The organism is Myxococcus sp. CA033, from assembly GCF_013336625.1.
Taxonomy (GTDB): Bacteria; Myxococcota; Myxococcia; order Myxococcales; family Myxococcaceae; genus Myxococcus; species Myxococcus llanfairpwllgwyngyllgogerychwyrndrobwllllantysiliogogogochensis.
Genome location: NZ_JABUMU010000001.1, coordinates 453,169 through 476,452, shown reverse-complemented (window position 1 = coordinate 476,452; position 23,284 = coordinate 453,169). Strand labels below are relative to the sequence as shown.

The window sequence follows — 23,284 nt, the reverse complement described above, 5'->3', positions numbered from 1 at the left end:
CCATGGCTCCAGCCAGTCCCGTCCGGGGCATGCTGTTCTGCCATGCGGGCCCGCATCGGCTCGCCTTCGCCGCGCATGAGGTGCTGTCCATCACCTCGCCGGGCGAGGAGGCGGATGCGGCCTCCGCCGGGCTGGCCTTCCACGCGCCGGCGGGTGCAACCCGGGTGTTGGTGGCGATTTCGGGCGGCGCGGTAGGGGTGGACACGCTCGAAATCGACGCGGAGTCGCATCCGGTGCTGCCCGCGCCCTGTGTGACGGTGCATGCCTCGGGCGGCAGTCTGCGGGGCTTCGTGCTGGCGCGTGGGGTGTTGTGGCCGTTGTTGGGGCTGGCGGACTTCGAGCGCTTCCTGCGGGGCGTGGCCCGGGGGGCGGCATGACGGCGCCCACGGACTTACGGGGCCTGGCCCGGTGGCTGGCGCGTCCGGTGGCGCCGGCCAGCACCCTGGGCATCTCCCTGGCGCTGCTGCACGGCCTGCTCACGGATGCGCTTCCCGTCGCTTCCTGGATGCGCTTCCTGGTGCTCGTCGTCGTCGTCACCGCGCTGTCGCTGTGGCTCATCCAGCAGCACGCGAGGCGCTCGCTGCGGGTGCTGTATGCCGTGGGGGCCGGGCAACTGCAGGCCACGCCGGAGCATCTGAAGTCGGCGCTGTTGGAGGCCCGGGGTTTTCCCGAGCGGTGCTTCTCCTTCGCCCTCCAGAGCTGGCTCGTGGGCGCCGTCGTCGTGGCCTTCGTCTTCATTCCCTGGGCGGATGCGCCGCTGTCGCTGGGGCCGCGCATCCTGCTCGTCGGTGCGTCGCTGGGCTCGCTGACGGCGCTGCTCATCTACCTGCTGGTGGTGCGTCGCTGCCGGGAGGCGGTGGAGCTCATCGCGGCCCGTGGCCTGTCCCCGCTGGAGGTGGTGGCCACGGCGCCGCCCCGGCGGTTGCACATCCGCCGCCGCATGGTGCTCTTCACCGCCATCGCGGTGCTCACGCCGTCGCTGTTCATCCTCGACGCCACCGTCACCCGCACCCTGCGCGCCATGGATGACGTGGTGCTGGCCCGCTCGCCGCTGGAGCAGGACGCGGCGCTGCGGCGGGCGGATGACGGGCGGGGGCTGGCGGTAGCGGGGCTCGTCGCCATCCTCGTGCTGCTGACGGCGCACCTGGGCGGCACGGTCATCGCGGCGCCCCTGCGCGCCATCACCGAGGACGCCACCCGTATCGCCCAGGGCGACCTGCGCCCCCCTCGGGTCATCGCCGCCGAGGACGAGGTGTGGGCCACGTCCGCCGCCTTCGCGCAGATGCAGGCGCAGCTCGGGCAGGCGCTCACCCAGCTTCGGCGCGCGGGCCTCCAGATTTCCACCACGACGGAGCAGCTCGTCGCTACGTCCGGCGAGCAGGAGTCGGGCGCGGACGAGCAGGCCAGCTCGCTCAACGTGACGAGCGCGACGACGGAGGAGCTGGCGCGCTCGGCGCAGCAGATCGCCGGCAACGCGGAGTCGGTGTCCACCATCGCCGAGTCCACGTTCGCCGCCGCGCAGACGGGCCAGCGGGGCGCCGCCGCCTTCCTGGGCGCCATGCAGCGCATGAAGCAGGACAACCAGGCCATCGCCGACGCCGTGGTGCGGCTCAACAAGCGCGTGCAGCAGATTGGCAAGGTGGTGGAGTTCATCAACGAGATCGCCGACAAGTCGGACCTGCTGGCGCTCAACGCGGAGCTGGAGGGCACCAAGGCGGGCGAGGTGGGGAGGGGCTTCTCGCTGGTGGCCGCGGAGATGCGGCGGCTGGCGGAGAACGTCATCCGGTCCACCAAGGCGATTGAGCAGCTCATCGCGGAGATTCGCGACGCGACCCATGCGGCGGTGATGGCCACCGAGGCGGGGCTGAAGGCGATGGATGCGGGCACGGTGCTGGCGGCCGAGGTGGACGAGAGCCTGAGCCTCATCCTGGAGCTGGCGCGGCAGACGTCCCATGCGGTGCGCAGCATCTCCCTGGCCACGCAGCAGCAGCAGACGGGCACCGACCAGCTCGCCGCCGCCATGGGGGACATCCTGCGCGTCACCGAGCAGAACTCGGCGGCCACCAAGCAGATGGCGGTGGCCAACGCGGACCTGTCCACCCTGTCGAGGGACCTCAAGCGCGTGGTGGAGCGCTTCCACGTCGTGGCCGGGGAGGACGCATGAGCGCGCGCGGTGGCTCCCGGCGGGCCTCGTTCAGCCGACACCTGATGATTCCGGTGCCGCTGGCCAACCTCATGGGCGCGGCGCTCGGGCTGCACTACGCCCGGCTCACGCTCTCCGATGCGCTGGCGGAGGAGGGCCGGCTGTCGTGGCTGCTCCAACTGGGCGGATTGCTGTGTGGGCTGGCGATGGCGGTGGGCGCGGCGGCGGCGCTGGGCCGGCTGCGCACCCTGCGCGGGCTGGAGCGCGGGGATGTCCCCGTGACGCCGGAGTCCCTGAAGGCGGCGGTGCTGGAGGTGACGCGCGCGCCGGACGAGGCCTTCCTGGGCTCGCTGGGGCTGTGGCTGCTCACCACCGTGGGCCTGGGGGCCTCGCTGTGGGGGCTGGCGGGCGCGGACATGGACATGTCCCGACGTATCGCGGGGCTGGGGCTATTGTTCGGCCCGCTGACGGCGCTGCTCGTCCACTGCCTGGTCATCCTGCGCTCGCGCAAGGTGGTGCTGTGGCTGGCGGAGCTGGGCATGACGCACTCGCAGCTCATCGCGGCCATGCCCCGGCGGGCGGAGATTCGCGCGCGACTGGTGGCCTTCGCCTTCATCTCCGTGGTGACTCCGGCGGTGTTGTCGGTGCAGCTCTCCTCGGCGCTGGGGGAGCGGGCCCTGGCCCAGTTGGTGGCGTATGGCGAGCCCACGGCGGCGCTGGCCTCGGCGCTGCGTCTGGAGGCACTGGCCTCGGGAGGGCCGCTGGTGCTGCTCGTCTTCGGACTGGCGCTCACCACGGCGTACCTGGGAGGCACGCTGCTGGGGCGGCCTTTGCGAGAGCTGTCGAGCGAGGCGCGGCGCATCGCCGAGGGTGACCTGGCGAGCCCGCGCGTGGTGCCGGCGGAGGATGAAATCTGGGACGTGTCCGCCGCCTTCACGACCATGCGCGCGCACCTGGCGGACGTGATGTCGCAGTTGCAGCGGGCCGGGGCGCAGATTTCCGCCACCACCGAGGAGATTCTCACCACCTCCGGGCGCTACGAGATGGGGGCCGCGGAGCAGGCCAGCTCCCTGGACCAGACGAGCGCGACGACGGAGGAGCTGGCGCGCTCGGCGCGGCAAATCGCCGAGAACGCGGGCTCGGTGGCGCAGATTGCCCAGCGCACGCTGGGGGCGGCGCAGCAGGGGCAGCGCAGCGCGGAGTCGTTCCTGGGGTCGATGGAGCGGATGCGCCAGGACAACGGCGCCATCGCCTCCGCGGTGGTGCGGCTCAACAAGCGCGTCCAGCAGATTGGCAAGATTGTCGAGTTCATCAACGGCGTGGCCGACAAGTCGGACCTGCTGGCGCTGAACGCGGAGCTGGAGGGCACCAAGTCGGCGGAGGTGGGCCGGGGCTTCTCGCTGGTGGCCGCGGAGATGCGGCGGCTGGCGGAGAACGTGCTGGAGTCGACCAAGGAAATCGAGGGGCTCATCGAGGAGGTCCGCGAGGCCTCGGCCGCGGCGGTGTCCGCCACGGAAGGCGGCGTGCGCGCGGTGGAGACGGGGACGACGCTGGCGCAGCAGGTGTCGGAGTCGCTGCGGCAAATCACGAAGCTCGCGGGGAAGACGTCGGACGCGGTGCGCAGCATCTCCCTGGCCACGCAGCAGCAGCAGACGGGCACCGACCAGCTCGCGGAGACGATGGCGGACATCCTGCGCATCACCCAGCAGAGCCTCAATGCCACCAAGCAGGTGAGCAGCGCGAACACGGACCTGCTCGTGCTGGCGCGTGACTTGCGGGAAGTGGTGGAGCGGTTCCAGATTGGGCAGGAGACGCTGCGGGAGGAGGGCGGGTGAACCCGAGCGAGCGCCTCCTCAGGCAGTTCCGGGACCTGGTGACGGTGCGCCTGGAGCGCATCAACCGGGCGCTCATGGAGCTGGAGGCGGGGGCGAGCGTGGAGGCCGGGCGGGGCGCGCTGCGCGAGTTGCACGGGCTCAAGGGCGAGGCCCGGATGATGGGCTTCGACGACATCAACGTGCTGGTGCACGAGATGGAGGAACTGGTCCGCTGCACGGAGCCTCGGCGGTATGCGTTGTCGGCCGACTCCACGGACGCGTTGCTCAGCGCCGCGGACGTGGTGCTGGTGCTGTCGGGTGCCCAGCCCTCGGCCGAGGCGTCGCCCGAGGTAGGGCGGCTCGTGGTCTGGCTCCAGACGTGTACTCGCGCGGAGGCGGAAGGGCTGCCGGCCGTGGGGAGCCCGACGGAGGCCGCCAGGCAGGAGTCCCCGGTGTCCCGTCGAGTCGACGCGGGCGAGTCGCTGGCCGCGCTGGCTCGAGCCGCCGCCGTGGCTTCCGAGTCGAACTCCGCGGGGTCATTTCTGGGGGGCGCGGAGGGCAAGGGCGTCGCGACTCCTGGGGCACCTCGCGACACATCGTCTCCGAGCACTGGGATGGGGCGTGTCGGAGGAGCGCCCTTCGATGGGACTCCTCGAAGCGAGTCGATGGGCACTGGGGTGGGAAGGGCCGGCGGCGGTGCCTTCGCTTCCGTCGATGAGGCTGTTCGGAGTGGAACGGGCGCTGGGATGGGGCGTGTCGGAGGAGCGTCCTTCGATGGGACTCCTCGGATCGAGTCGACGAGCACCGGGATGGGAAGAGCGGGCGGCGGCGCTTCCGTCGATGGGACTGCGCGGGGCGAGTCGGGCAGCGGAATGGAGCGTGTTGGAGGAGGCGCTTCCGGAGAGGGAACTCCTCGGCGTGGCTCGGGCACGGGGATGTGGCGGGTCAGTGGTAGCGCGCCCATGGAGAGCCCGCCTCGGACCACGGCGGGAACCCAGCTGCCGACGGGCGGCACGTCTGCGTCATCGCGTGCACGGAACTGGCCTTCCGTGCCCCGTCCGGAGGGTGCTCCCGCCGCGAGCCCTCCTCGGGCCGGTCCCGGCGCGGGGGCCTTGCTGACGGCCTCGCCGGCGACTTCATCCAGCACGGGAACTCGCGCTCCTGTTCCCGCTGGAGGGCAGCAAGGCGGTGCCACGGCGGTGTCCCGTCAGCCCGAGACGCGCATGGACGCGGTGCGCATCGATGTGGCCAGCCTGGACCTGTTGACGAGCGCGGTGACCAACCTGGCCCAGGTGGCGCGGCGACGTGAGCGCGCCAACGCTCGGCGGCTGGCCCTGGCCCGGGAGCTCGGGCAACTGGCCCGCGCGGCGGAGGACCTGGGCCCGGCGGCGGTGGCCCTGGTGGCCCGTCTGGGCACGGCCAAGGAGCTGGCCGCCGACCTCCATCGCGAGTCCAAGCTCCTGTCCAACGAGGAACTCCGAGACCTGGGCCTCGTGGTGGAGGAGGTGCAGGGCCTGCGGATGCTGCCGCTGTCCGTCCTCTTCGAGCCCTACCCGCGCATGGTCCGCGACCTGTCGCGCGCCCTGGGCAAGGAAGTGGAACTCGTCGTCGACGGAGAGGACACGCGCGCGGACCGGGCCGTGGTGGAGGCGCTGCGCGAGCCGCTGATGCACCTGGTGCGCAACGCCCTGGACCACGGCCTGGAGACGCGGGTGGATCGGGTGACGTCGGGCAAGCACCCTCGGGGGTGCCTCACGCTGCGCGCCGCGCGAGAGGGCAGTCGCATCATCCTCCGCGTCGAGGACGACGGCCTGGGCCTGGACCCCGCCGAGCTGCGCCGGGTCGCCGTGCGCCGGGGCACTCTGGACGAGAGCGCCGCCAACGCGCTGTCGGATGCCGCGGCCCGCGAGCTCATCTTCCTGTCCGGCTTCACCTCGCGCGAGGTCGTCACCGACGTGTCCGGTCGGGGCGTGGGGCTCGATGCCGTGCGCGCCTCCATCCAGGGGTTGGGCGGCGACGTGGGCGTGGAGTCCGCGCCAGGGTGGGGTACCATCTTCGAGCTGCGCGTCCCCGTCTCCCTCACCGTGGCTCCGCTGCTCTTCGTCCAGGTGGGCCAGGAGACGCTCGCGCTGAGCGCCACCCACGTCTCGCGAGCGCTCAAGGTGGAGCCCGTGCACCTGTGCGAGGTGGCCGGCCGGCCCTCGCTGCTGGTGGAGGGCAGGGTGCTCCCGCTGGCCTCCCTGGGCTCGCTCCTGGGCCTTGCTCCGGAGCGGGAGGTGCGCGAGGGCGAACTCGTCCTGGTGGTGCGCAGCCAGAGCGGCGCCGCCGCCGTCGTGGTGGACCGTGTCCTGGAGGAGCGTGTCCAGGCCATCCTCCCCCTGCGTGGCGTGCTGGCCCGGTTCGGCCACCTGGCGGGGGCCACGTCCCTGGCGGACGGGAGGCTCGCGATGGTCCTGTCCGCCGCCTGGCTCACCGCCAGCGCGCATGGGACCTCCCCCCTGAAGCTGCCCCGCTCGGCCGTGCCTGGGGCTGAGTCCCGGCGACGCCGCATCCTCGTCGTGGACGATTCGCCGCTCACCCGGGAGCTCATCTCCAACCTCCTGGAGGCCGTGGGGTACGACACGGTGATGGCCGCCGACGGTGCGGACGCGCTGGACGCCCTGGAAGGGGCGTCGGTGGACCTTGTCGTGACGGACCTGGAGATGCCGGGGATGGACGGCCTGGAGCTGACCCGGCGCCTGAAGGGGCACCCCACCCAGGCCCGGCTACCCGTCGTCATCCTCACCACCCGTGGTGGCGAGGAGGACCGGCGGCGTGGGCTGGCGGCCGGGGCGGACGGCTACATCACCAAGGGAGATCTGGTGCGCCAGGACCTGGTGGATGTGGTGGGCCGGCTCTTGTCCTGAAGGGTCCCCTCTCAACCTCCTGAGGACAGGGCGAGCATTGGCTATACTCGCCACCTCGCGTACGGGGTATGGACAGGGCATGGGCAAGAAAGTGTCGGTGCTGGTGGTCGATGACTCACTCATCTGCCGACAGCTCATCTGCGAGGCGCTGAGCAAGGACCCCGACATCGAGGTCGTCGGTTCCTGCGCGGACGGCAAGCAGGCCGTGGAGATGACCAAGGAGCTGCGCCCTCACGTCATCACCATGGACGTGGACATGCCCGTCATGGACGGGTTGACGGCCACCGAGCACATCATGGCCGAGTGCCCCACCCCCATCCTGGTGCTGACGGCCGACCCGCGCTCGCAGGCGCCGGAGCTGACGTACCGCGCGCTGGAGCTGGGCGCGCTCGCGCTGCAAATCAAGCCCGCCATCGACGCCGGCCCCGAGGCGTGGAACCTGGTGCGGGAAATCAAGCTGCTCTCCTCGGTGCGCGTCATCCGCCACCTGCGCCGCTCCCAGAAGGGGAACATCACCCCTCCTCGGGTGACGACGTCGGTGCTGCCCGCGGTGTCCATGGGCGTGGTGGTGGTGGCCGCGAGCACGGGCGGACCGCAGGTGCTGTACCGGATGCTCTCCGAGTTGCCGCCGGACTTCCCGGCGCCCATCGTCATCGTCCAGCACATCAACGCCGCCTTCGCGGAGTCGCTGGCGGGGTGGCTGGGCAACACGAGCCGGTTGAAGGTGCGGCTGGCGCAGGACGGCGAGCCGCTGATGCCGGGGCACGTGCTCATCGCCCCGCCGGGGTTGCACACCATGATTCCCTTCCGGGGGCGCGTGGCGCTCAAGGCGGGCGTGGAGCGGGACGGGCACATGCCGTCCGGGACGACACTGCTGGAGAGCGCGGCCAGGACCTACGGCCGCCGGGCGGTGGGGTTGGTGCTGACGGGCATGGGCGCGGACGGCGCGGAGGGGCTCCTGGCCATCCGTCAGGCGGGAGGGTTGACGCTCGCGCAGAACGAGGAGTCCTGCGTGGTGTTCGGCATGCCCGGCGCGGCGGTGGAGCGCAAGGCGGTGGACCACCTCATCCATGGGGACGAAGTCGCCGCCACGCTGGCGCGACTGGCCCGGGGTGAGTCGCTCGCAGTGGGGCGCTGAGCCGCCAGTGCGTGCTCCGGGCGCGCCATGGGCTTCCGTGCGCGCCTTCCTCACGGCGCGTACGGGCATGGCCTTGAGCGGACCTCAGATTCGCCGCCTGGATGATCGGCTGGTGGAGCGGTGTCGTGGGCTGACGCCGCACCAGTACCTGGCCTTCCTCAAGTCGCCGTCGGGCGCGGCGGAGCTGGAGGGGCTCATCTCCGCGGTGGTGGTGAACAAGACGGACCTCTTCCGAGACGAGGTCCAGCTCACCGACTTCCGGGAGCGGGTGCTGGCGCCGCTGGTGGCGCGCGCGGGGGGACGGCCGCTCCGAATCTGGAGCGCGGGCTGCTCCACGGGCGAGGAAGTGGCGACGCTGCTGGTCCTCCTGGCGGAGGCGGGCGCCAGTCCTGGCAGCACGGTGCTGGGGACGGACATCTCCGAGGCTGCGCTGCGGAGGGCGTGCGCGCTCTCGTTCGCTCCGGAGCATCTGCGCCGGGTACCCGCGGGGCTGCGTGAGCGCTACTTCGTGCCCATGGGCTCGAGGCTGGCGCTGGTGTCGGCGCTGCGTGAGCGCGCCAGCTTCCAGGTCCACAACCTGATGGACGTGCCCTATCCCCGGCCGGTGGGCGAGGGGCACTTCGACGTCATCTTCTGCCGCAACGTCCTCATCTACTTCACGGTGGAGTCGTTCCACCGGACGGTGGCGACGCTGGCTGACAGCCTCGCGCCCGGAGGGACGCTGGTGCTGTCCGCGTCGGAGCCCTTGCTCCAGGTGCCTCCGACGCTGCGGGTGGAGCGCACGGCGGCGGCCTTCTTTCACGTCCGCGTCGAAGAATCCGGAGCAGGGCAGGGGGCGCCGCATCCTGGCAACGAGGTCCCGGTGGCTTCCCTCGGAAAGGCCGCGGCCCCTGGTGTTCCAGGCCGGTCATCGGCGGCCGAGGGCGCAGCGCTGTCGGGCGCACGGGATTCCGGCCGGATCTCGGCGTCGGGAGCGAGCCGAGCATCGTTGATTCCCATCGAGGTGGGTCGGGCCTCGGCGTCGAGAGTGGGCCGGGAGCCCTCGAATCCCAGCGACGCGGGGCGCCCTTTGGCGTCGGGAGCAGGCCGCGCGCCTGCGAATCCCGGCGACGCGGGGCGCTCTTTGGCGTCGGGAGCAGGCCGGGAGCCTGCGAATCCCAGCGACGCGGGGCGCTCTTCGAAAGCGGGCCGGGAGCCGTCGAGCCCCCTCGACTCGGGACGGACGTCCGCGTCGGGAGTGGGCCGGGAGCCGTCGAGCCCCCTCGACTCGGGACGGACGTCCGCGTCGGGACCACGCCGGGAGCCTGCGAATCCCAGCGACACGGGGCGCTCGTCGGCGTCGGGAGCGGGCCGCGAGCCGTCGAGCCCCCTCGACTCGGGACGGACGTCCGCGTCGGGAGCGGGTCGGGAGCCCTCGAATCCCCTCGACGCCAGCCGTGTCACTGCCCTGCCCTCGCTGGCCTCCGTCGAAGCCGATCTGCTCTTCGCCTGTGTCCTCGACGGAGCCGCCTCGGGTGTCTCCGACGCGGTGGCGGAGCGGGACTTGCGCCGTTGCCTCTCGCTGGACCCGGACCACGCCGCCGCGCGCTACCTGCTGGGGCTGCTCCTGGAGCAGTGCCGTCGCCCCCTGGAGGCCGCCGTCGAGTACCGCCGGGCCCTCGAGTCCCTGGAGGAAGGCAGGGCCCGCACGGTCCCCTTCTTCCTCAACCCCGGCCGGCTCCGCGTGGCCTGCGCACACGCCGCCGGACGCCTGTCTCCCCTCGGCGGCAGTCGCTGACAGGGCAGGCGGCCGGGCCGGGATGCCAGGGGCTTGCGAGAAGTCCGGACGGAGCGCCGATTTGGCCGTAAGATGCCGGCCCCATGCGAAGGCTCGTCCTGCTCGCGCTGCTGGCGCTCCCTGGTTGCTTCTATCCCGCTGACCGTGGCCGCGCCCTCGAGGCGAAGGTCGACCGGCTCGGCACCGACTCCGCGCAGATGCAGGCGGAGCTGAAGGAGGCGCGCGAGCAGCTCGCCGCCACCCTGCCGAAAATCGACGAGAAGGTCGCCGAGGTCACCAAGGCCCTGGATGGCCTGGACACCGCCGCGCGCCGCAAGGACGCGGACATCGGCGTCCAGCTCCAGAAGACGATGGAGGACCTGTCCCAGCTGCGAGGCCAGGTGGAGACCTACCTCCACAAAATCACCGAGCTGGAGACGGCCCTCGGCGCCCAGGACCAGAAGCTGCTCGCCCTGCAGGGCACGGCCGCCGTGAAGGAGGCCGAGGCCAAGAAGAAGGCCGAGGAGCTCCAGCGTCCCACCAACCCCAAGGACTTCCTCGCGCTCGCGCAGGAGCGGGCGAAGGCCGGCGAAGTCCTCGTGGCGCGCCAGCTCTTCACAGAGCTGATGAAGAAGTGGACCAAGGACCCGCTCGTGGGCGAGGCCCACTACGGCCTGGGTGAGACCTACTTCACCGAGTCCAAGTGCCGCGAGGCCCTCTTCGAGTACGGCAAGGTGGTGCAGGACCACCCGAAGACGCCGTCCGCGCCGGACGCCTACCTGCGCTCCTCCGAGTGCTTCGCCCAGCTCAAGATGAAGGACGAGTCGCGGATGGCGCTCGAGGAGCTGGTGAAGAGCTACCCCAAGGCCTCCGCGGCCAAGACGGCCAAGGAGCGCATCGCCGAGCTGGACAAGGCGAAGACCCCCGCCAAGAAGGGCGGCAAGAAGTGAGCTTCCGTCCCCTGCGGCTCGCCGTGCTGGCGCTCCTGCTCGTGCCCTTGGTCGCGGGCGCGGCGCCCAAGCAGTTGGTGCTGCTCTTCACCGGAGACAATGGGGGCGAAATCGCCCCCTGTGGTTGACGACACAACCCGTCTGGCGGTCTGGCCAGAAGAAAAGTCACGATAGAGCAGGAGCGCGCCAAGGGCGTACCGGTCCTCGTGTTGGACGCGGGCAACGCGCTCTTCAGGAGCCGGGACAGCGGCGGCGCTCCGGACGCACGCGCACGCGCGGAGCTGTTGCTCGCGCAGATGGACGCGCAGGGCACCACCGCCATGGCCGTGGGCGCGCGAGACCTCAACCTTGGCGTGGACTTCCTGCGCAAGCAGACGCGCAAGTCGAAGCTGAAGCTCTTGTCGGCGAACCTCGTGGACGCGAAGGGCACGCTTCTGTTCCCCGCCTCCACGGTGGTGGACGTCGGCGGGCTCAAGGTCGGCGTGGTGGGCGCCTCCCCGGCGACGACCCAGCCCGAGCCCATGGAGCCGTTGGCCCAGGGCAAGGCGGCAGGGGTGATGCGGCAGGGCCTTCCGGTGGCTCCCGCCGTGGCCGCCGAGGCGAAGCGGCTGCGCCAGAAGGAGCGCGTGGACCTGGTGGTGCTGCTCGCCGCCGTGCCCTACGACGAGGTGCTCAAGCTGGCCAACGAGGTGGAGGGCGTGGACTTCGTGATGCAGTCCCACGAAGGCCGGGGCTCCGGCATCCCCCAGCGCATGGCGATGACCACCGTGGTGCCGCCTGGAGACCGGGGGCGCCAGCTGGCGAAGCTGGAGCTGTCCATCAGCGGCCCCGGCCGGTTCGTGGACAACTCCGAGGTGGCTCGCACCCGGGATGGCCTGCGAATCGTGGAGACCAACCTGGGCAAGGCCAGGGAGCGGCTCGCGAAGTCCACCGACGAGGTTCAGAAGCGCTCGCTCGAGTCAGCGGTCGCCAGCCTGGAAGCCCGGCGCACGGCGCTGGAAAAGACGGTGGCGGGGGGCGCAACGCCGGCGGCCCGGACGCATCTATTGTCGTACATCCAGCTTGGGAGCGACGTGCCGGCGGACCCGGCCGTTCAGAAAGCGGTGGAACGCATCGAGCCTCCCGGCTCGGCGGCCCACTAGCCCGGGCGGATCTTGTGCCCCGGTCGGCGCGCCGTTATAAGCGCCGGCCATTACAGTGTCGGACCTCCCAGCCGTTGGCGGTTGGGGGCAAGGCACCTTGGAGAGCGTCATGAAGCCGGAACTGCACCCCGTCTATCCGCCGTCCCGCATCACCTGTGCCTGTGGCAACATCGTCGAGACCCACTCCACCCGCGGCTCGTTCTCGGTGGAAATCTGCTCGAACTGCCACCCCTTCTTCACGGGCAAGTACAAGCTCATCGACACGGCCGGTCGCATCGACCGCTTCAAGAAGAAGTACGCCGCGAACCCTACGAAGGGCGCCGACGCTGCTCCTGTCGAGGGCAACATCGCGGTCCCCGTCGCCAAGGCCAAGAAGGCCAAGGCCTGAGTCGGGCCGTCGCGCTTCGTAGCCACTGAAGCAGCACCGTCGAGCAGGGTGTCGGAGAGCCTCCACGAGAGGCGCTCCCGCCCTGCTCGCGGTGTTTCTACGACTTGAGTCACTCGTCAAGTTTCAGGGTGCTACAGGTCAGAAAATTGCTGTAGCAGCCTGTTGAGGCACATTCCGCCGCGTCCCACGACGAAGAGTCCGACGGAGGCGTGATGTTCGCGGAAGCTGCTGCCCCAAACCTGAAGGTTGTCCGGCGCTCCCTCAACGAGAGCGTGCACGCGAAGGGCGACGCCTGGACGCTCCTGCGAGGGGACAGCCTGGAGCTCCTGAAGCAGTTCGAGCCCCAGACGTTCGACATGATTTTCGCGGACCCGCCGTACTTCCTCTCCAACGGCGGCACCACCTGCAAGGGTGGCAAGCGCGTGTCGGTGGCGAAGGGTGGCTGGGATGTGTCGCGCGGGGTGGAAGAGGACCACGCCTTCACCACCGCGTGGCTCGCCGCCTGCCAGCGGCTGCTCAAGCCCACCGGCACCCTCTGGGTGAGCGGCACGCAGCACGTCATCTTCAACGCCGGCTTCGCCATGCAGAAGCTCGGCTACAAGCTGCTCAACACCGTCACCTGGTTCAAGCCCAACGCGAGCCCCAACCTGGCGTGCCGTTACTTCACCCACTCGACGGAGCTGCTCATCTGGGCCTCCCCGAAGTCGGGCGGCAAGCTCCAGCACGTCTTCAACTACTCGAAGATGAAGGCGGACAACGGCGGCAAGCAGATGCGTGATGCCTGGGCGCTTCCTCCCTCTGGCGACGCGGAAGTCACCGCCGACGGCGAGGGCCGCCTGTGGACGCTCACCGTCCCGCGCGGCGGCGAGGAGAAGGCCTTCGGCAGCCACCCCACGCAGAAGCCCGTGGCCCTGCTGGAGCGCATCATCGAGGCGAGCACCCCCGAGGACGCGCTGATTCTGGACCCCTTCAACGGCAGCGGCACCACGGGCGTGGCGGCCCTCAAGCTGGGCCGCCGCTACGTGGGCATCGACATGGATGAGAAGTACCTGGACCTCGCCGAGAAGCGCCTCGTGGCGCAGTCGGCGAAGTAGTCCCCGTGCCGCGAGTCCCCGCGCCGCTTCTCAGGCGCGGGACAAGATGAGCTCCACGCCCTGACGGGCGATGGGGTGGTAGCGCTCCCCGTACTGCTTGAAGAGCGAGCGCGCCAGGGCCCGGTGCTCCCGGGACGCGGCGAGCACTCCGTACAGGGGCTTGAGGTACTTCATGCGCCCCACCTCGCCCAGGAACGCCTCGGTGCGCCCCACCGCCGGCTCCCAGCCCGCGCGCAGCGCCGCCACCAGCCACGCCACCAGCACCTCCGAGTTACGGCTGCGCGTGAAGGCGAAGCGCTCGTCGAGCTGACGGAACAAGTCCCTGGGCGCGTCCGAGGGCATCCACTCCAGGAAGAGCTGCCACTCCGCGGGCGTCCAGTCCTTGGCCGCCTCCACCGACGGCACCGTGCCCCGGGCGCGCTGCAAGGCCTCCAGCCGGCTGGAGCGCGGCGAGGGCGCGCTCGCGGGCACGCCGGGCCGCTGCAGATAGGCCTCCGCGTCGACCTTCGCCAGCACCCCGGGCAGCTCCCGCTCGGTGAAGGCGATGAACTCCTCGGTGGTGAGGGCGCGGAAGCGGTACGTGGCCAGGTAGCGGCGCAGGAAGCCGTCGAAGGCCTCGCGCCCCACGGCGTCCTCCATCGCCCGGAGGAACAGGTAGCCCTTCTCGTACGGAATCTGGGAGAAGGCCTCGTCCGGGTCCACGCCCGTCAGGTGCGTGCGCAGCGCCGTCAGGTGCGGGTGCTCGCGGAAGTGGTGCAGCGCCTCGTCCAGCGCCCGCCGCCCCAGGGCCGCGTTCAGCGCGGCGACCTCCGGCCCCGCCAGCGCCTCCAGGATGCGGCGCTCGGCGAAGACGGTGAAGCCCTCGTTGAGCCAGAAGTGCTCCGCGGACGCATTCGTCACGAGGTTGCCGGTCCACGAGTGCGCCAGCTCGTGCGCCACCACGTTGACCAGGCTCTTGTCCCCGGCAATCAGCGTGGGCGTGAGGAACGTCAGCCTCGGGTTCTCCATGCCGCCGTACGGAAAGGACGGAGGCATGGTGAGCAAATCGAACCGCTCCCAGTCGTACGGCCCGAAGAGCGACTCGGCGGCGCGCAGCATGTCGTCCACGCCGGAGAACTCCTCGGCCGCGTCCTCCAGCAGCTCCGGCTCCGCCCATACGCGCGAGCGGGGGCCCAGCTCCTTGGGCGCCAGGCTGCCCACCGCGAAGGCCAGGAGATATGGAGGCACCGGCTGCGGCATCTCGTAGTGCTCCTCCGCCTCCACGCCGTGCTCCTCGCGGCGCACGAAGCTGGCCGCCATGACGGCCTTGAGCGCCTTGGGCACTCGCAGCGACGCGCGGTAGCGGATGCGGATGCGAGGCGTGTCCTGCAGCGGCACCACGCTGCGCGCGTGGATGGCCTGGCATTGGCTGTACAGGAACGGGTGCTGCCCGCCCGCCGTCTGCGAGGGCGTCAGCCACTGCAGCGCGCTCGCCGTGGGCGTGGTGCGGTAGTGCACCGTGAGCTGTCTCACCCCCGAGGGCAGCTCCACCCTCAGCCGGCTGCCCAGAATCGGCTCCGGTGGGGCGAGCATGTAGGGCAAGGGGCGACCATTGCCGTCTACGACTCTGAGAATCTCCAAATCCCGCGTGTCCAGGTCCAGCGGACCCGCGGACGCTTCCTTCAGCGTCAGGGTGGCCTCCGCGTGCAGGCGGTGGGTCCGGAAGTCGACGCGAGCCTTCCAGTCCAGGGTTTCCGTCTCAGGCTGCGTGCTGTCGTTGTAGGAGTGCGGGTCGGGGCGAGCCATGGAGGTCCGGTTTGTAGTCCTTGGGACGACCCATGGCGAGTGCTCCCACCTTCCGAACAGATTGACTTTCGGGTCAATCGCCTACATTTGTGCAGTCCCTTCTTCCCTCAAGGGAGCCTCTTCCAATGACGACGCGGATCCGCAAGGTAGCTGTGCTGGGCGCCGGAGTGATGGGCAGCGGCATCGCCGCCCATCTGGCCAACTCGGGCGTGCGCGCGCTCCTCCTGGACATCGTTCCGCCGAAGGCCGCACCGGGCGAAGACACTTCGACCAAGGCCTTCCGCAACAAGTTCGCCCTCGGGGCGCTGGCCAACATGCGCAAGCAGAAGCCCAGCCCCATCATGTCCGAGCAGGTGTTCACCGCCATCGAGGTGGGCAACTTCGATGACGACATGGCGAAGATCGCCGACTGCGATTGGGTCATCGAAGTCGTGAAGGAGGACCTGACCGTCAAGCAGGCCCTCTTCGAGAAGGTGGAGAAGCACGCCCGCAAGGACGCCATCATCTCCTCCAACACCTCCGGCATGTCGATTGTCGGGATGACGCAGGGCCGGGGCGCGGCGTTCAAGAAGAACTTCCTCGTCACGCACTTCTTCAACCCCGTCCGCTACATGAAGCTGTTGGAGTTGGTCGCCGGCACGGAGACGGACCCGGCGGTGATGAAGACCATCCACCGCTTTGGCGAGGAAGTGCTCGGCAAGGGCATCGTCTACGGCAAGGACACCACCAACTTCATCGCGAACCGCATCGGCGTGTACGGGATGATGCGGACCATCGCCGCCATGGGCCCCGCGGAGCTGTCCATCGAAGAGGTGGACAAGATTTTCGGTCCGGCCATGGGCCGCCCCAAGTCGGCCGTGTTCCGCACCGCGGACATCGTCGGTCTGGACACCTTCGTCCACGTGTCGAAGAACTGTTACGACACGCTGACGCAGGACGAGGAGCGTGAGGTCTTCGCCATCCCCGGCTTCCTCCAGAAGATGGTGGAGAAGGGCATGCTCGGCGACAAGAGCGGCGGCGGCTTCTACAAGAAGGACAAGAGCAGCGGCGGGAAGGAAATCCTCGCGCTGGACCTGAAGACGCTGGAGTACCGCGCGCAGGGCAAGGTGCGCTTCGAGTCGCTGGGCGCCGCCCGCGAAGTCGAGAACGTCAAGGAGCGCGTCGCCGTCGTGCTGAACGGCACGGACAAGGCCGCGAAGTTCGCCGAGCAGGTGACGCTGGACGTGCTGGCGTACACCAGCCGCCGCATCCCCGAGATCGCCGACGACGTGGTCAACGTGGACCGTGGCGTGCGCTGGGGCTTCGGTTGGGATTTGGGTCCCTTCGAGGTCTGGGACGCGTACGGCGTGAAGAAGGGCCTGGCGCGGATGAAGGAGCTGGGCCTCAAGCCGGCGAAGTGGGTGGAGGACATGGTGGCCGCGGGCCGCGAGTCCTTCTACGGCGTGGAGGGCGGCAAGGACACGTACTGGGACATCCCCACGAAGTCCGTGAAGGTGGTGCCGGAGAACGCCCGCACGCAGCGCGTGGAGTACCTCAAGCGCGGCAACAAGAAGGTGGCCGGCAACGACTCCGCCACCCTGTGGGACCTGGGCGACGGCGCCACGCTGCTGGAGTTCCACACGAAGATGAACTCCATCGATGACCAGATCATCGAGATGATGAACACGGCGCTGGACGAGACGGAGAAGAACTTCAAGGGCCTGGTCATCGGCAACGACGGCTCGAACTTCTCCGCGGGCGCCAACATCGTCGCGCTGGTGTGGGCGGCGAAGAGCGGCCAGTACGAGGACATCCGCAAGCTCGTCACCGGCTTCCAGGCGGTGAATCAGCGCATGCGCTACAGCCCGGTGCCGGTGGTGACGGCGCCCTTCAACCTCACCCTGGGCGGCGGCTCCGAGGTGACGATGGGCGGCAACGCGGTGCAGGCGAGCGCGGAGCTGTACATGGGCCTCGTCGAGGTCGGCGTGGGCCTCATCCCCGGCGGCGGTGGCAACATGCAGCTGCTCCGCAACGTCTACGGCGCGTACTCCACGGACAAGGATTTCGATCCGCTGCCCTTCCTCAAGAAGGTGTTCCTGGCCATCGGTACGGCGAAGGTCGCCACCAGCGCCGAGGAGGCGCGGGAGCTGGGCTTCCTGTCCCTGACGGACGGCATCAGCGCCAACCGGGACTTCCTCTTGTCGGACGCGAAGGCTCGGGTGCTGGGCATGGCGGACGCGGGCTTCCGCGCGCCGCGTCCCACGCGCTTCCGCCTGGGCGGCCCCAGCGGCTACGCCACCATCGACATGATGCTGTACGACATGGAGATGAACGGGCAGGTCAGCGCGCACGACCGCAAGATTGGTCAGAAGCTGGCGCGCGTGCTCACTGGCGGCGACACCAGCACCTCGGCGCTCGTCACCGAGGAGAAACTGCTGGAGCTGGAGGCCGAGGCCTTCCTGAGCCTGTGCGGCGAGGAGAAGACCCAGGACCGCCTGACGTTCATGATCGAGAAGGGCAAGCCGCTGCGGAATTGACGGCCGGCCGGTATCCATTGGCTACGACATAAATTTCGCTGCATGCCCGGGTGCTCCCCGGGCAAGGAGACATCAAGATGCCTGGTCGAGTCGTGATTGCCAGCGCGGTCCGCACGCCGTTCACCCGCGCGCACAAGGGAGAGTTCAAGGACACCCGGCCGGATACGCTGGCCGCCATCGCCATCAAGGAAGCCGTTGCCCAGGTCCCCGGCCTCAAGCCGTCGGACGTGGAAGACGTCGTCCTGGGCTGTGCCATGCCGGAAGCCGAGCAGGGGATGAACGTGGCCCGTCAGGCCACGCTCCTGGCGGGGCTGCCGGTGGAAGTACCGGCGATGACCATCAACCGCTTCTGTTCCTCCGGGACGCAGGCGATTGCTCAGATTGCCGCGGCCATCCAGGCGGGGCACATCCAGGTCGGCATCGGCGGTGGTACCGAGTCGATGACGATGGTGCCCATGGGCGGCAACAAGGTCAGCGCCAACCCGGACATCATGGCGAACCACCCGGAGATCTACTCGTCCATGGGTGTGACGGCGGAGAACATCGCCTCCCGTCACAACGTGTCGCGTGAGGACTCCGACAAGTTCGCCGCGGAGAGCCAGCGCCGCGCGGCCTCCGCGCGGGAGACGGGCAAGTTCAGCGAGGAAATCGTCCCCGTCACCACCACCGTCTACGACGAGGAAGGCAAGGCGCAGACGGTGACGGTGTCCGTGGACACCATCCTGCGTCCGGAGACGACGGCGGAGGGCCTGGGCAAGCTGCGCCCGGCGTTCAACGCCAAGGGTGTGGTGACGGCCGGCAACGCGTCGCCGCTGACGGACGGCGCGGCGGCGGCGGTGGTGATGAGCGAGGAGAAGGCGAAGGAGCTGGGCGTCAAGCCGCTGGGCTACTTCGTGGACTTCGCCGTCGCCGGTGTGGCCCCGGAAGTCATGGGCATCGGCCCGGTTCCGGCGGTGCGCAAGCTGCTGGCGAAGAACAAGCTCGAGGTGAAGGACATCGACGTCTTCGAGCTGAACGAGGCCTTCGCTCCGCAGGCGCTGTACTGCATCCGTGAGCTGGGCATCCCCATGGACAAGGTGAACCCGAACGGCGGCGCCATCGCCCTGGGCCACCCGCTGGGCGTGTCCGGTGCGCGTCTGGTCGCGACGATTCTGCGCGAGCTGAAGCGCCGCAACGGCCGCTACGGCGTCGTCACCATGTGCATCGGTGGCGGCATGGGCGCCGCGGCGCTCATCGAGCTGGCGAAGTAGTCGCCCGCTTCACCGACTGAAAGTTCGCGGGCCCCGGGGAAGTGCTTCCCGGGGCCCGTGTCGTTGCGGGGCTCGGCCAGTCGCCGGCCCTTCATGCTCGAGGTCAGGAGACGGGGGCTTCGGGGTCGTCCACGGGGACACCGGCGAGGCGCAGGACTCGCAGCGCGTTGGTCGTGTCCACCACGCCCTCGCGCAGCTTGTAGTCGAACACCATCTCCCCAGCCTCCAGGTGGTCCCTGAAGTGGACGTTGCGGACGTGCGCGTCACGAGTCTCTTCCGCCAGCGACGTCAGCGACAAGTCGTGCGTCGTCACCGCGCCCGAGGCCCCGGTGGACAGCAGCAGCCGGAGCACCTCGCGCGAGGCGAGCTGCCGCTCTCGCGTGTTGGTGCCGAGGAGGATTTCGTCGAGCAGGAACAGCGCCTGCCCGTTCGCCGCGCGCGCCGCATCCAGCACGGCCTTGATGCGCTGCACCTCCGCGTAGAAGTACGACACGCCGCGCTCCAGTGAGTCCTTCACCCGCATGCTGGTGAGCACATGCAGCGGAGACAGGCGGAACGACGCCGCGGACACCGGCGCTCCGGCGAGCGCCAGCACCGCGTTGGTGCCCAGCGCTCGCATCAGGGTCGTCTTGCCGCTCATGTTGGAGCCGGTGATGAGCAGTGCCTGTCGAGGGCCCGGCAGGGACACGTCATTGGGCACGGGGGCATCCAGCAGCGGATGGCCCATGACCTTCGCCTCGACAAGGGGCCCCGTCGCTTCCAGCGTGGGCCAGGCGAAGGCGGGTCGGTCATGCGCGAGGCCCGCCACGCAGGAGAGCGCCTCCATCTCCGCGAGCGCTTCGAACCAGTGCCGCACCCGCGTGCCATGCTTCGCGCGCCAGCGCTCCAGTGCGAACAGCGCATGGATGTCCCAGAGCGTGAGCCAGTGCACCAGCGGGTGGAACTGGTGCCGCTTGAACTCGATGAGCGAGAACAGCCGGCTGAAGCGCTGGAAGTGCTTCGAGACGGGCTGCTCTCCCTGCTGCTGGAGTCCGGACTGGAGCTGACGCAGGAGGGGATGCTCGAAGCGCTGGCCCTCCACGCGCTCGAAGATGGGCGCGTAGCGGACGAAGCCCTGCTCGCCCTTCTCCACGCCCTCGTCCATCTTCCGCAGCGTGCGGCGGGTGGCCACGGCCACCGCGAGCTGCGCGGCAAGTCCCGCCCACACCGAGGAGCCGGGCAGCACGCCGACTTCGCCCAGGATGAAGAGCGTCAGCGTCACCGGCGGCAGGATGATGGCGAGCGGGAGGGACCAGCGAATGGAGTCCAGCGCGGGCCCGGCTTCCGACCACTGGATGAAGAGGCTCGGGTCGGCCTTCTCCTTCGCCACCGTGCGCGCTTCCACGCAGAGGTCCTGTCGGAAGTCCACGAGCGGTGCCAGCTCACGCGCCGCGCCCTGACGCGCTTGCACCACGTCCACCGGAGCAGGCGCTGACAGCCACGCGGCGAGTCGCTCCTCGCCCGCGCGGGTGGCCGTCTCGTTCAGGAGCTGGAAGAGGCTGCCCTGTCCGAAGACGTCCAGGTCCGGCGTGTAGAGGTGGGCGGGGGAGGCGAAACGTTCGCCGCGCTCGGTGAACTCGTGCCAGCCGTGGCCCAGGCGCGCGAGGCCCCGCTCGTTGAGCGTGACGTACAGCCGCTGACGCGCCTCGCGGCGGAAGATCTGGTGGTGGAGGACCGCGAGGAGGCCGTAGACGACAACGGCGGCCACCGTGCCCCACCACCAGGTCTTGGGCAGTCTGCCCGTGACGATGAGCCCCGAGACGACGGCCGCGACGAGGAAGGCCAGGGTGCGCAGGTTGGCGTAGCGGGCGCTGACGCGGTCCAGAGCGGCCAGCTCCGCCTCAGCGGCGGCACGGCGCTCGGTGTACGTGTGGTGGGGATTCGGGCTCGGGGCGTTCGCGGACACTGTGGCCGCGCATGCTGTGCTTCCGGCCCGTTCAGGGCAAGGGCCGCCTGTCTTCAGATGGTGTCGGGATGACGGAGGTTCGCCCGGACTCGTTGCCAGAGGGGGAGGTGGCCTCTGGTGAGCAGGCCCGAGGCGAGGCCCTCCAGGGCGGACGCTTCATGAGTCAGCGGAGGGTGGGGGTCCAACGAGGTGGGACGGTCCGAGGCCATCCCCGTGGTTCACCTCGGAGTTGAACCGGCCGGTGGTTCACCTCGGAGTTGAACCGGCAGGAGGGTGTCCCCGAGAGCTTCGCGTCCACGCCGAACCAGTCCCCGGCGAAGCACACCCGCGACCAAGAGTCGTTCCTCGCGCGGGCGGCACAGGTGAAGGAAGCGTCGGTTCCTCCACCGGTGTGCCGTGGCTTGGGGTCGCGCAATCGCCACGAGGCCCGCGAGGGAGGGTCAGCCCCACAGCTCGCGAGGCGGCCAGAAGAGGGTGTTGCCCTCGAAGCGGATGCCCGGCTCTCGGTCCTTCGCGAGCAGCAGGGGGCCGTCCAGGTCCACCACCTCCGCGCCTTGGGCCACCAGGGCGGCCGGGGCCATGGACAGGGAGGTCGCCACCATGCAGCCGACCATGAGCTGAAGCCCGTGCCCGCGTGCGTCGCGCGCCAGGGCCAGGGCCTCGGTGAGCCCTCCCGTCTTGTCGAGCTTGATGTTGAGGGCGTCGTACTTGCCCACGAGGGTGGCCAGCCCATGCCTGTCGTGCGCGGACTCGTCGGCGCAGACGGCCACGGGGCGCCGCAGGCCTCGCAGGGCCTCGTCATCCGACGCGGGCAACGGCTGCTCCACCATCACCACGCCCAGCTCGGCGCAGGCCGCGAGCAGTGACGGGAGCTCGTCGGGCTTCCAGCCCTCGTTGGCGTCCACGATGAGGCGGCTGGCCGGCGCTCCGAGGCGGATGGCGCGCAGTCGCTCGATGTCACCCTCGCTCCCGCGTCCCAGCTTCACCTTGAGCAGGGGCCGGTGCGCGGACTTCTCGGCGGACCGGCCCATGGCCTCGGCGGTGTCCAGGCTCAGTGTGTATGCGGTGACCAGCGGCTGGGGCTCCGACATGCCGAGCAGCTCCCAGATGGGCTTGCCGGTCTTCTTCGCCTCCAGGTCCCACAGCGCGCAGTCCAGTGCGTTGCGCGCGGCCCTCGGCTCCAGCACCTCTGGGACTTCGTCGCGTCCCAGCCCGCCCTCGATGCGCGGACGCGCGGCTTCCAGTGCCCGCAGCACGCCGTCGACCGTCTCCCCATAGCGACCATAGGGGACACACTCGCCGCGCCCCACGGCGCCGTCTTCCTCCAGCGTGACGACCACCACTTCGGCGATGGTCTTCGAGCCTCGGGAGATGGTGAAGCTGCCCGCGATGGGCCAGCTCTCGTGCTTGACGGTGAGCTTGCGCATGCGCGGTCAGCCCTTCGCCGGGAAGCGGCGCACCAGCTCGTCGACCAGCGGGCCGACACCGGTGCGGATGGGGTCGACACAGGGCAGGCCGTACTCGCGGCCCGTCCGCTCCAGCAACGCGAGGGCGTCCTTCTCCTCCAGGTGCTCGGTGTTGATGGCGAGCCCGGTGCACTGGATGCCCGGGTTCGTGAGCTGCCCCTCCAGCACCGTGCGGTCGATGACGGCCTGGATGGAGGGCAGGGCGTGCTGGACGCCGCGCATCTTCGTACGGGTGGGCTCGTGGCAGACGATGAAGGAGTCGGGCTGCGCACCGTGCAGCAGACCGAGCGTCACGCCCGCGAACGAGGGATGGAACAGCGAGCCCTGGCCTTCCACCAGGTCCCAATGGTCCGCGTCATTGGCGGGTGCCAGCCATTCCGCCGCTCCCGCGACGAAGTCAGACACCACCGCGTCGATGGCCACACCCCGGCCGGAGATGAAGATGCCCGTCTGTCCCGTGGCGCGAAAGTCCGCCTTGAGTCCCCGGGCGCGCATCTCCTTCTCCAGCGCGAGCGCCGTGTACTTCTTTCCCACCGAGCAATCCGTGCCCACCGTCAGCAGGCGCAATCCCTGGCGCTTGGTGCCCTTGCCGGTGGCGAAGTCCATGTCGGGGATGCGCACGTCGTGCAGCTTGCGGCCATTGCGCGCGGCGGCCTCGGCGATGGCGGGGAAGGAGGCCAGGCGCTTGTGCAGCCCCGTGGCCACGTCCATTCCCGCGTCCAGGGCCTCCACCAGCTTGCTCACCCAGTGCTCGGGGAGCACGCCGCCCGCGTTGGCCACGCCGACGATGAGCGTCTGGGCGCCCCGGGCCCTGGCCTGGGCGATGTCCAGGTCTGTCAGGCCGCAGTCCGCTCCGCAGCCCGGCAGTCGGAGCTGGCCCACGCACCACTCGGGCCGCCAGTCGACGATGCCGTGGGCCGTCTTCGCCGCGAGCTGGTCGGGTACATCCCCCAGGAACAACAGGTAGGGCTTCTGGATCTCCACCAAGGTC

Annotated in this window: 17 protein-coding genes; 13 read left to right on the top strand and 4 right to left on the bottom strand. The window is 70.1% G+C overall.

Going from position 1 to position 23,284, the window contains the following annotated elements; genetic code table 11:
• The first annotated feature begins 2 nt into the window (after nt 1-2).
• From HUA78_RS01820 to HUA78_RS01770, 11 genes are all read left to right on the top strand, one after another.
• On the top strand, nt 3-377 hold the full coding sequence (locus HUA78_RS01820; protein WP_174453437.1) for a protein CrdC: 375 nt from the start codon (nt 3-5) through the stop codon (nt 375-377).
• Nucleotides 374-2,164 carry a methyl-accepting chemotaxis protein gene (locus tag HUA78_RS01815; protein ID WP_141643882.1) on the top strand — a complete coding sequence of 597 codons (1,791 nt, stop codon included), beginning with the start codon at nt 374-376 and terminating at the stop codon, nt 2,162-2,164. The genes HUA78_RS01820 and HUA78_RS01815 overlap by 4 nt, the downstream gene beginning before the upstream one ends.
• The gene (locus tag HUA78_RS01810) at nt 2,161-3,978 is read left to right on the top strand and encodes a methyl-accepting chemotaxis protein (RefSeq protein WP_174468122.1); all 1,818 of its coding nucleotides are present in this window, start codon (nt 2,161-2,163) and stop codon (nt 3,976-3,978) included. The genes HUA78_RS01815 and HUA78_RS01810 overlap by 4 nt, the downstream gene beginning before the upstream one ends.
• The gene (locus HUA78_RS01805; RefSeq protein ID WP_174475523.1) at nt 3,975-6,863 is read left to right on the top strand and encodes a response regulator; all 2,889 of its coding nucleotides are present in this window, start codon (nt 3,975-3,977) and stop codon (nt 6,861-6,863) included. The genes HUA78_RS01810 and HUA78_RS01805 overlap by 4 nt, the downstream gene beginning before the upstream one ends.
• Before the next feature lie 79 nt (nt 6,864-6,942).
• On the top strand, nt 6,943-8,001 hold the full coding sequence (cheB, locus tag HUA78_RS01800; protein WP_141643885.1) for a chemotaxis-specific protein-glutamate methyltransferase CheB: 1,059 nt from the start codon (nt 6,943-6,945) through the stop codon (nt 7,999-8,001).
• Between the two features lie 67 nt (nt 8,002-8,068).
• Nucleotides 8,069-9,778, top strand: coding sequence for a CheR family methyltransferase (locus tag HUA78_RS46120; RefSeq protein WP_254623521.1), 1,710 nt, complete (start codon nt 8,069-8,071; stop codon nt 9,776-9,778).
• An 83-nt stretch (nt 9,779-9,861) separates the two neighbouring features.
• Nucleotides 9,862-10,707, top strand: a complete 846-nt coding sequence (locus HUA78_RS01785) for a tetratricopeptide repeat protein (protein ID WP_141643886.1) — start codon at nt 9,862-9,864, stop codon at nt 10,705-10,707.
• Nucleotides 10,704-10,835, top strand: coding sequence for a hypothetical protein (locus HUA78_RS47180; protein ID WP_256434327.1), 132 nt, complete (start codon nt 10,704-10,706; stop codon nt 10,833-10,835). The genes HUA78_RS01785 and HUA78_RS47180 overlap by 4 nt, the downstream gene beginning before the upstream one ends.
• 78 nt (nt 10,836-10,913) lie before the next feature.
• Nucleotides 10,914-11,849 (top strand): 5'-nucleotidase, encoded by a 936-nt coding sequence (locus HUA78_RS01780; RefSeq protein WP_174453440.1) that lies wholly within the window; start codon nt 10,914-10,916, stop codon nt 11,847-11,849.
• A 109-nt stretch (nt 11,850-11,958) separates the two neighbouring features.
• Nucleotides 11,959-12,237 carry a 50S ribosomal protein L31 gene (gene rpmE, locus HUA78_RS01775; RefSeq protein ID WP_174453441.1) on the top strand — a complete coding sequence of 93 codons (279 nt, stop codon included), beginning with the start codon at nt 11,959-11,961 and terminating at the stop codon, nt 12,235-12,237.
• A 212-nt stretch (nt 12,238-12,449) separates the two neighbouring features.
• Nucleotides 12,450-13,331 (top strand): site-specific DNA-methyltransferase, encoded by an 882-nt coding sequence (locus HUA78_RS01770; RefSeq protein ID WP_141643889.1) that lies wholly within the window; start codon nt 12,450-12,452, stop codon nt 13,329-13,331.
• Between the two features lie 30 nt (nt 13,332-13,361).
• On the opposite strand, the gene HUA78_RS01765 is transcribed toward HUA78_RS01770, so the two are convergent.
• Nucleotides 13,362-15,116 carry a M1 family metallopeptidase gene (locus tag HUA78_RS01765; protein ID WP_174475522.1) on the bottom strand — a complete coding sequence of 585 codons (1,755 nt, stop codon included), beginning with the start codon at nt 15,114-15,116 and terminating at the stop codon, nt 13,362-13,364.
• A 125-nt stretch (nt 15,117-15,241) separates the two neighbouring features.
• Between HUA78_RS01765 and HUA78_RS01760 the strand changes: the two genes are divergently transcribed.
• Together HUA78_RS01760 and HUA78_RS01755 are read left to right on the top strand one after the other, a co-directional pair.
• Nucleotides 15,242-17,632, top strand: a complete 2,391-nt coding sequence (locus HUA78_RS01760) for a 3-hydroxyacyl-CoA dehydrogenase/enoyl-CoA hydratase family protein (protein ID WP_174461285.1) — start codon at nt 15,242-15,244, stop codon at nt 17,630-17,632.
• 77 nt (nt 17,633-17,709) lie between these two features.
• Nucleotides 17,710-18,882 carry a thiolase family protein gene (locus tag HUA78_RS01755; RefSeq protein ID WP_141643892.1) on the top strand — a complete coding sequence of 391 codons (1,173 nt, stop codon included), beginning with the start codon at nt 17,710-17,712 and terminating at the stop codon, nt 18,880-18,882.
• A 103-nt stretch (nt 18,883-18,985) separates the two neighbouring features.
• Here the strand turns inward: HUA78_RS01755 and HUA78_RS01750 are convergent, their stop codons facing one another.
• From HUA78_RS01750 to dgcN, 3 genes are all read right to left on the bottom strand, one after another.
• Nucleotides 18,986-20,827, bottom strand: coding sequence for a DNA mismatch repair protein MutS (locus HUA78_RS01750; protein ID WP_174475521.1), 1,842 nt, complete (start codon nt 20,825-20,827; stop codon nt 18,986-18,988).
• A 440-nt stretch (nt 20,828-21,267) separates the two neighbouring features.
• Complete coding sequence (gene dgcA, locus HUA78_RS01745; RefSeq protein WP_174475520.1) at nt 21,268-22,254, bottom strand: N-acetyl-D-Glu racemase DgcA; 987 nt, start codon at nt 22,252-22,254, stop codon at nt 21,268-21,270.
• A 6-nt stretch (nt 22,255-22,260) separates the two neighbouring features.
• On the bottom strand, nt 22,261-23,277 hold the full coding sequence (gene dgcN, locus HUA78_RS01740; protein ID WP_174475519.1) for an N-acetyltransferase DgcN: 1,017 nt from the start codon (nt 23,275-23,277) through the stop codon (nt 22,261-22,263).
• Between the last annotated feature and the right edge of the window lie 7 nt (nt 23,278-23,284).

Excerpts from the sequence above, each read along its gene's own strand:
- HUA78_RS01820 (WP_174453437.1), top strand. The coding sequence starts at position 3 with ATGGCTCCAGCCAGTCCCGTCCGGGGCATGCTGTTCTGCCATGCGGGC.
- HUA78_RS01815 (WP_141643882.1), top strand. The coding sequence starts at position 374 with ATGACGGCGCCCACGGACTTACGGGGCCTGGCCCGGTGGCTGGCGCGT.
- HUA78_RS01810 (WP_174468122.1), top strand. The coding sequence starts at position 2,161 with ATGAGCGCGCGCGGTGGCTCCCGGCGGGCCTCGTTCAGCCGACACCTG.
- cheB (WP_141643885.1), top strand. The coding sequence starts at position 6,943 with ATGGGCAAGAAAGTGTCGGTGCTGGTGGTCGATGACTCACTCATCTGC.
- HUA78_RS46120 (WP_254623521.1), top strand. The coding sequence starts at position 8,069 with ATGGCCTTGAGCGGACCTCAGATTCGCCGCCTGGATGATCGGCTGGTG.
- HUA78_RS01785 (WP_141643886.1), top strand. The coding sequence starts at position 9,862 with ATGCGAAGGCTCGTCCTGCTCGCGCTGCTGGCGCTCCCTGGTTGCTTC.
- rpmE (WP_174453441.1), top strand. The coding sequence starts at position 11,959 with ATGAAGCCGGAACTGCACCCCGTCTATCCGCCGTCCCGCATCACCTGT.
- HUA78_RS01770 (WP_141643889.1), top strand. The coding sequence starts at position 12,450 with ATGTTCGCGGAAGCTGCTGCCCCAAACCTGAAGGTTGTCCGGCGCTCC.
- HUA78_RS01765 (WP_174475522.1), bottom strand. The coding sequence starts at position 15,116 with ATGGCTCGCCCCGACCCGCACTCCTACAACGACAGCACGCAGCCTGAG.
- HUA78_RS01760 (WP_174461285.1), top strand. The coding sequence starts at position 15,242 with ATGACGACGCGGATCCGCAAGGTAGCTGTGCTGGGCGCCGGAGTGATG.
- HUA78_RS01755 (WP_141643892.1), top strand. The coding sequence starts at position 17,710 with ATGCCTGGTCGAGTCGTGATTGCCAGCGCGGTCCGCACGCCGTTCACC.
- dgcA (WP_174475520.1), bottom strand. The coding sequence starts at position 22,254 with ATGCGCAAGCTCACCGTCAAGCACGAGAGCTGGCCCATCGCGGGCAGC.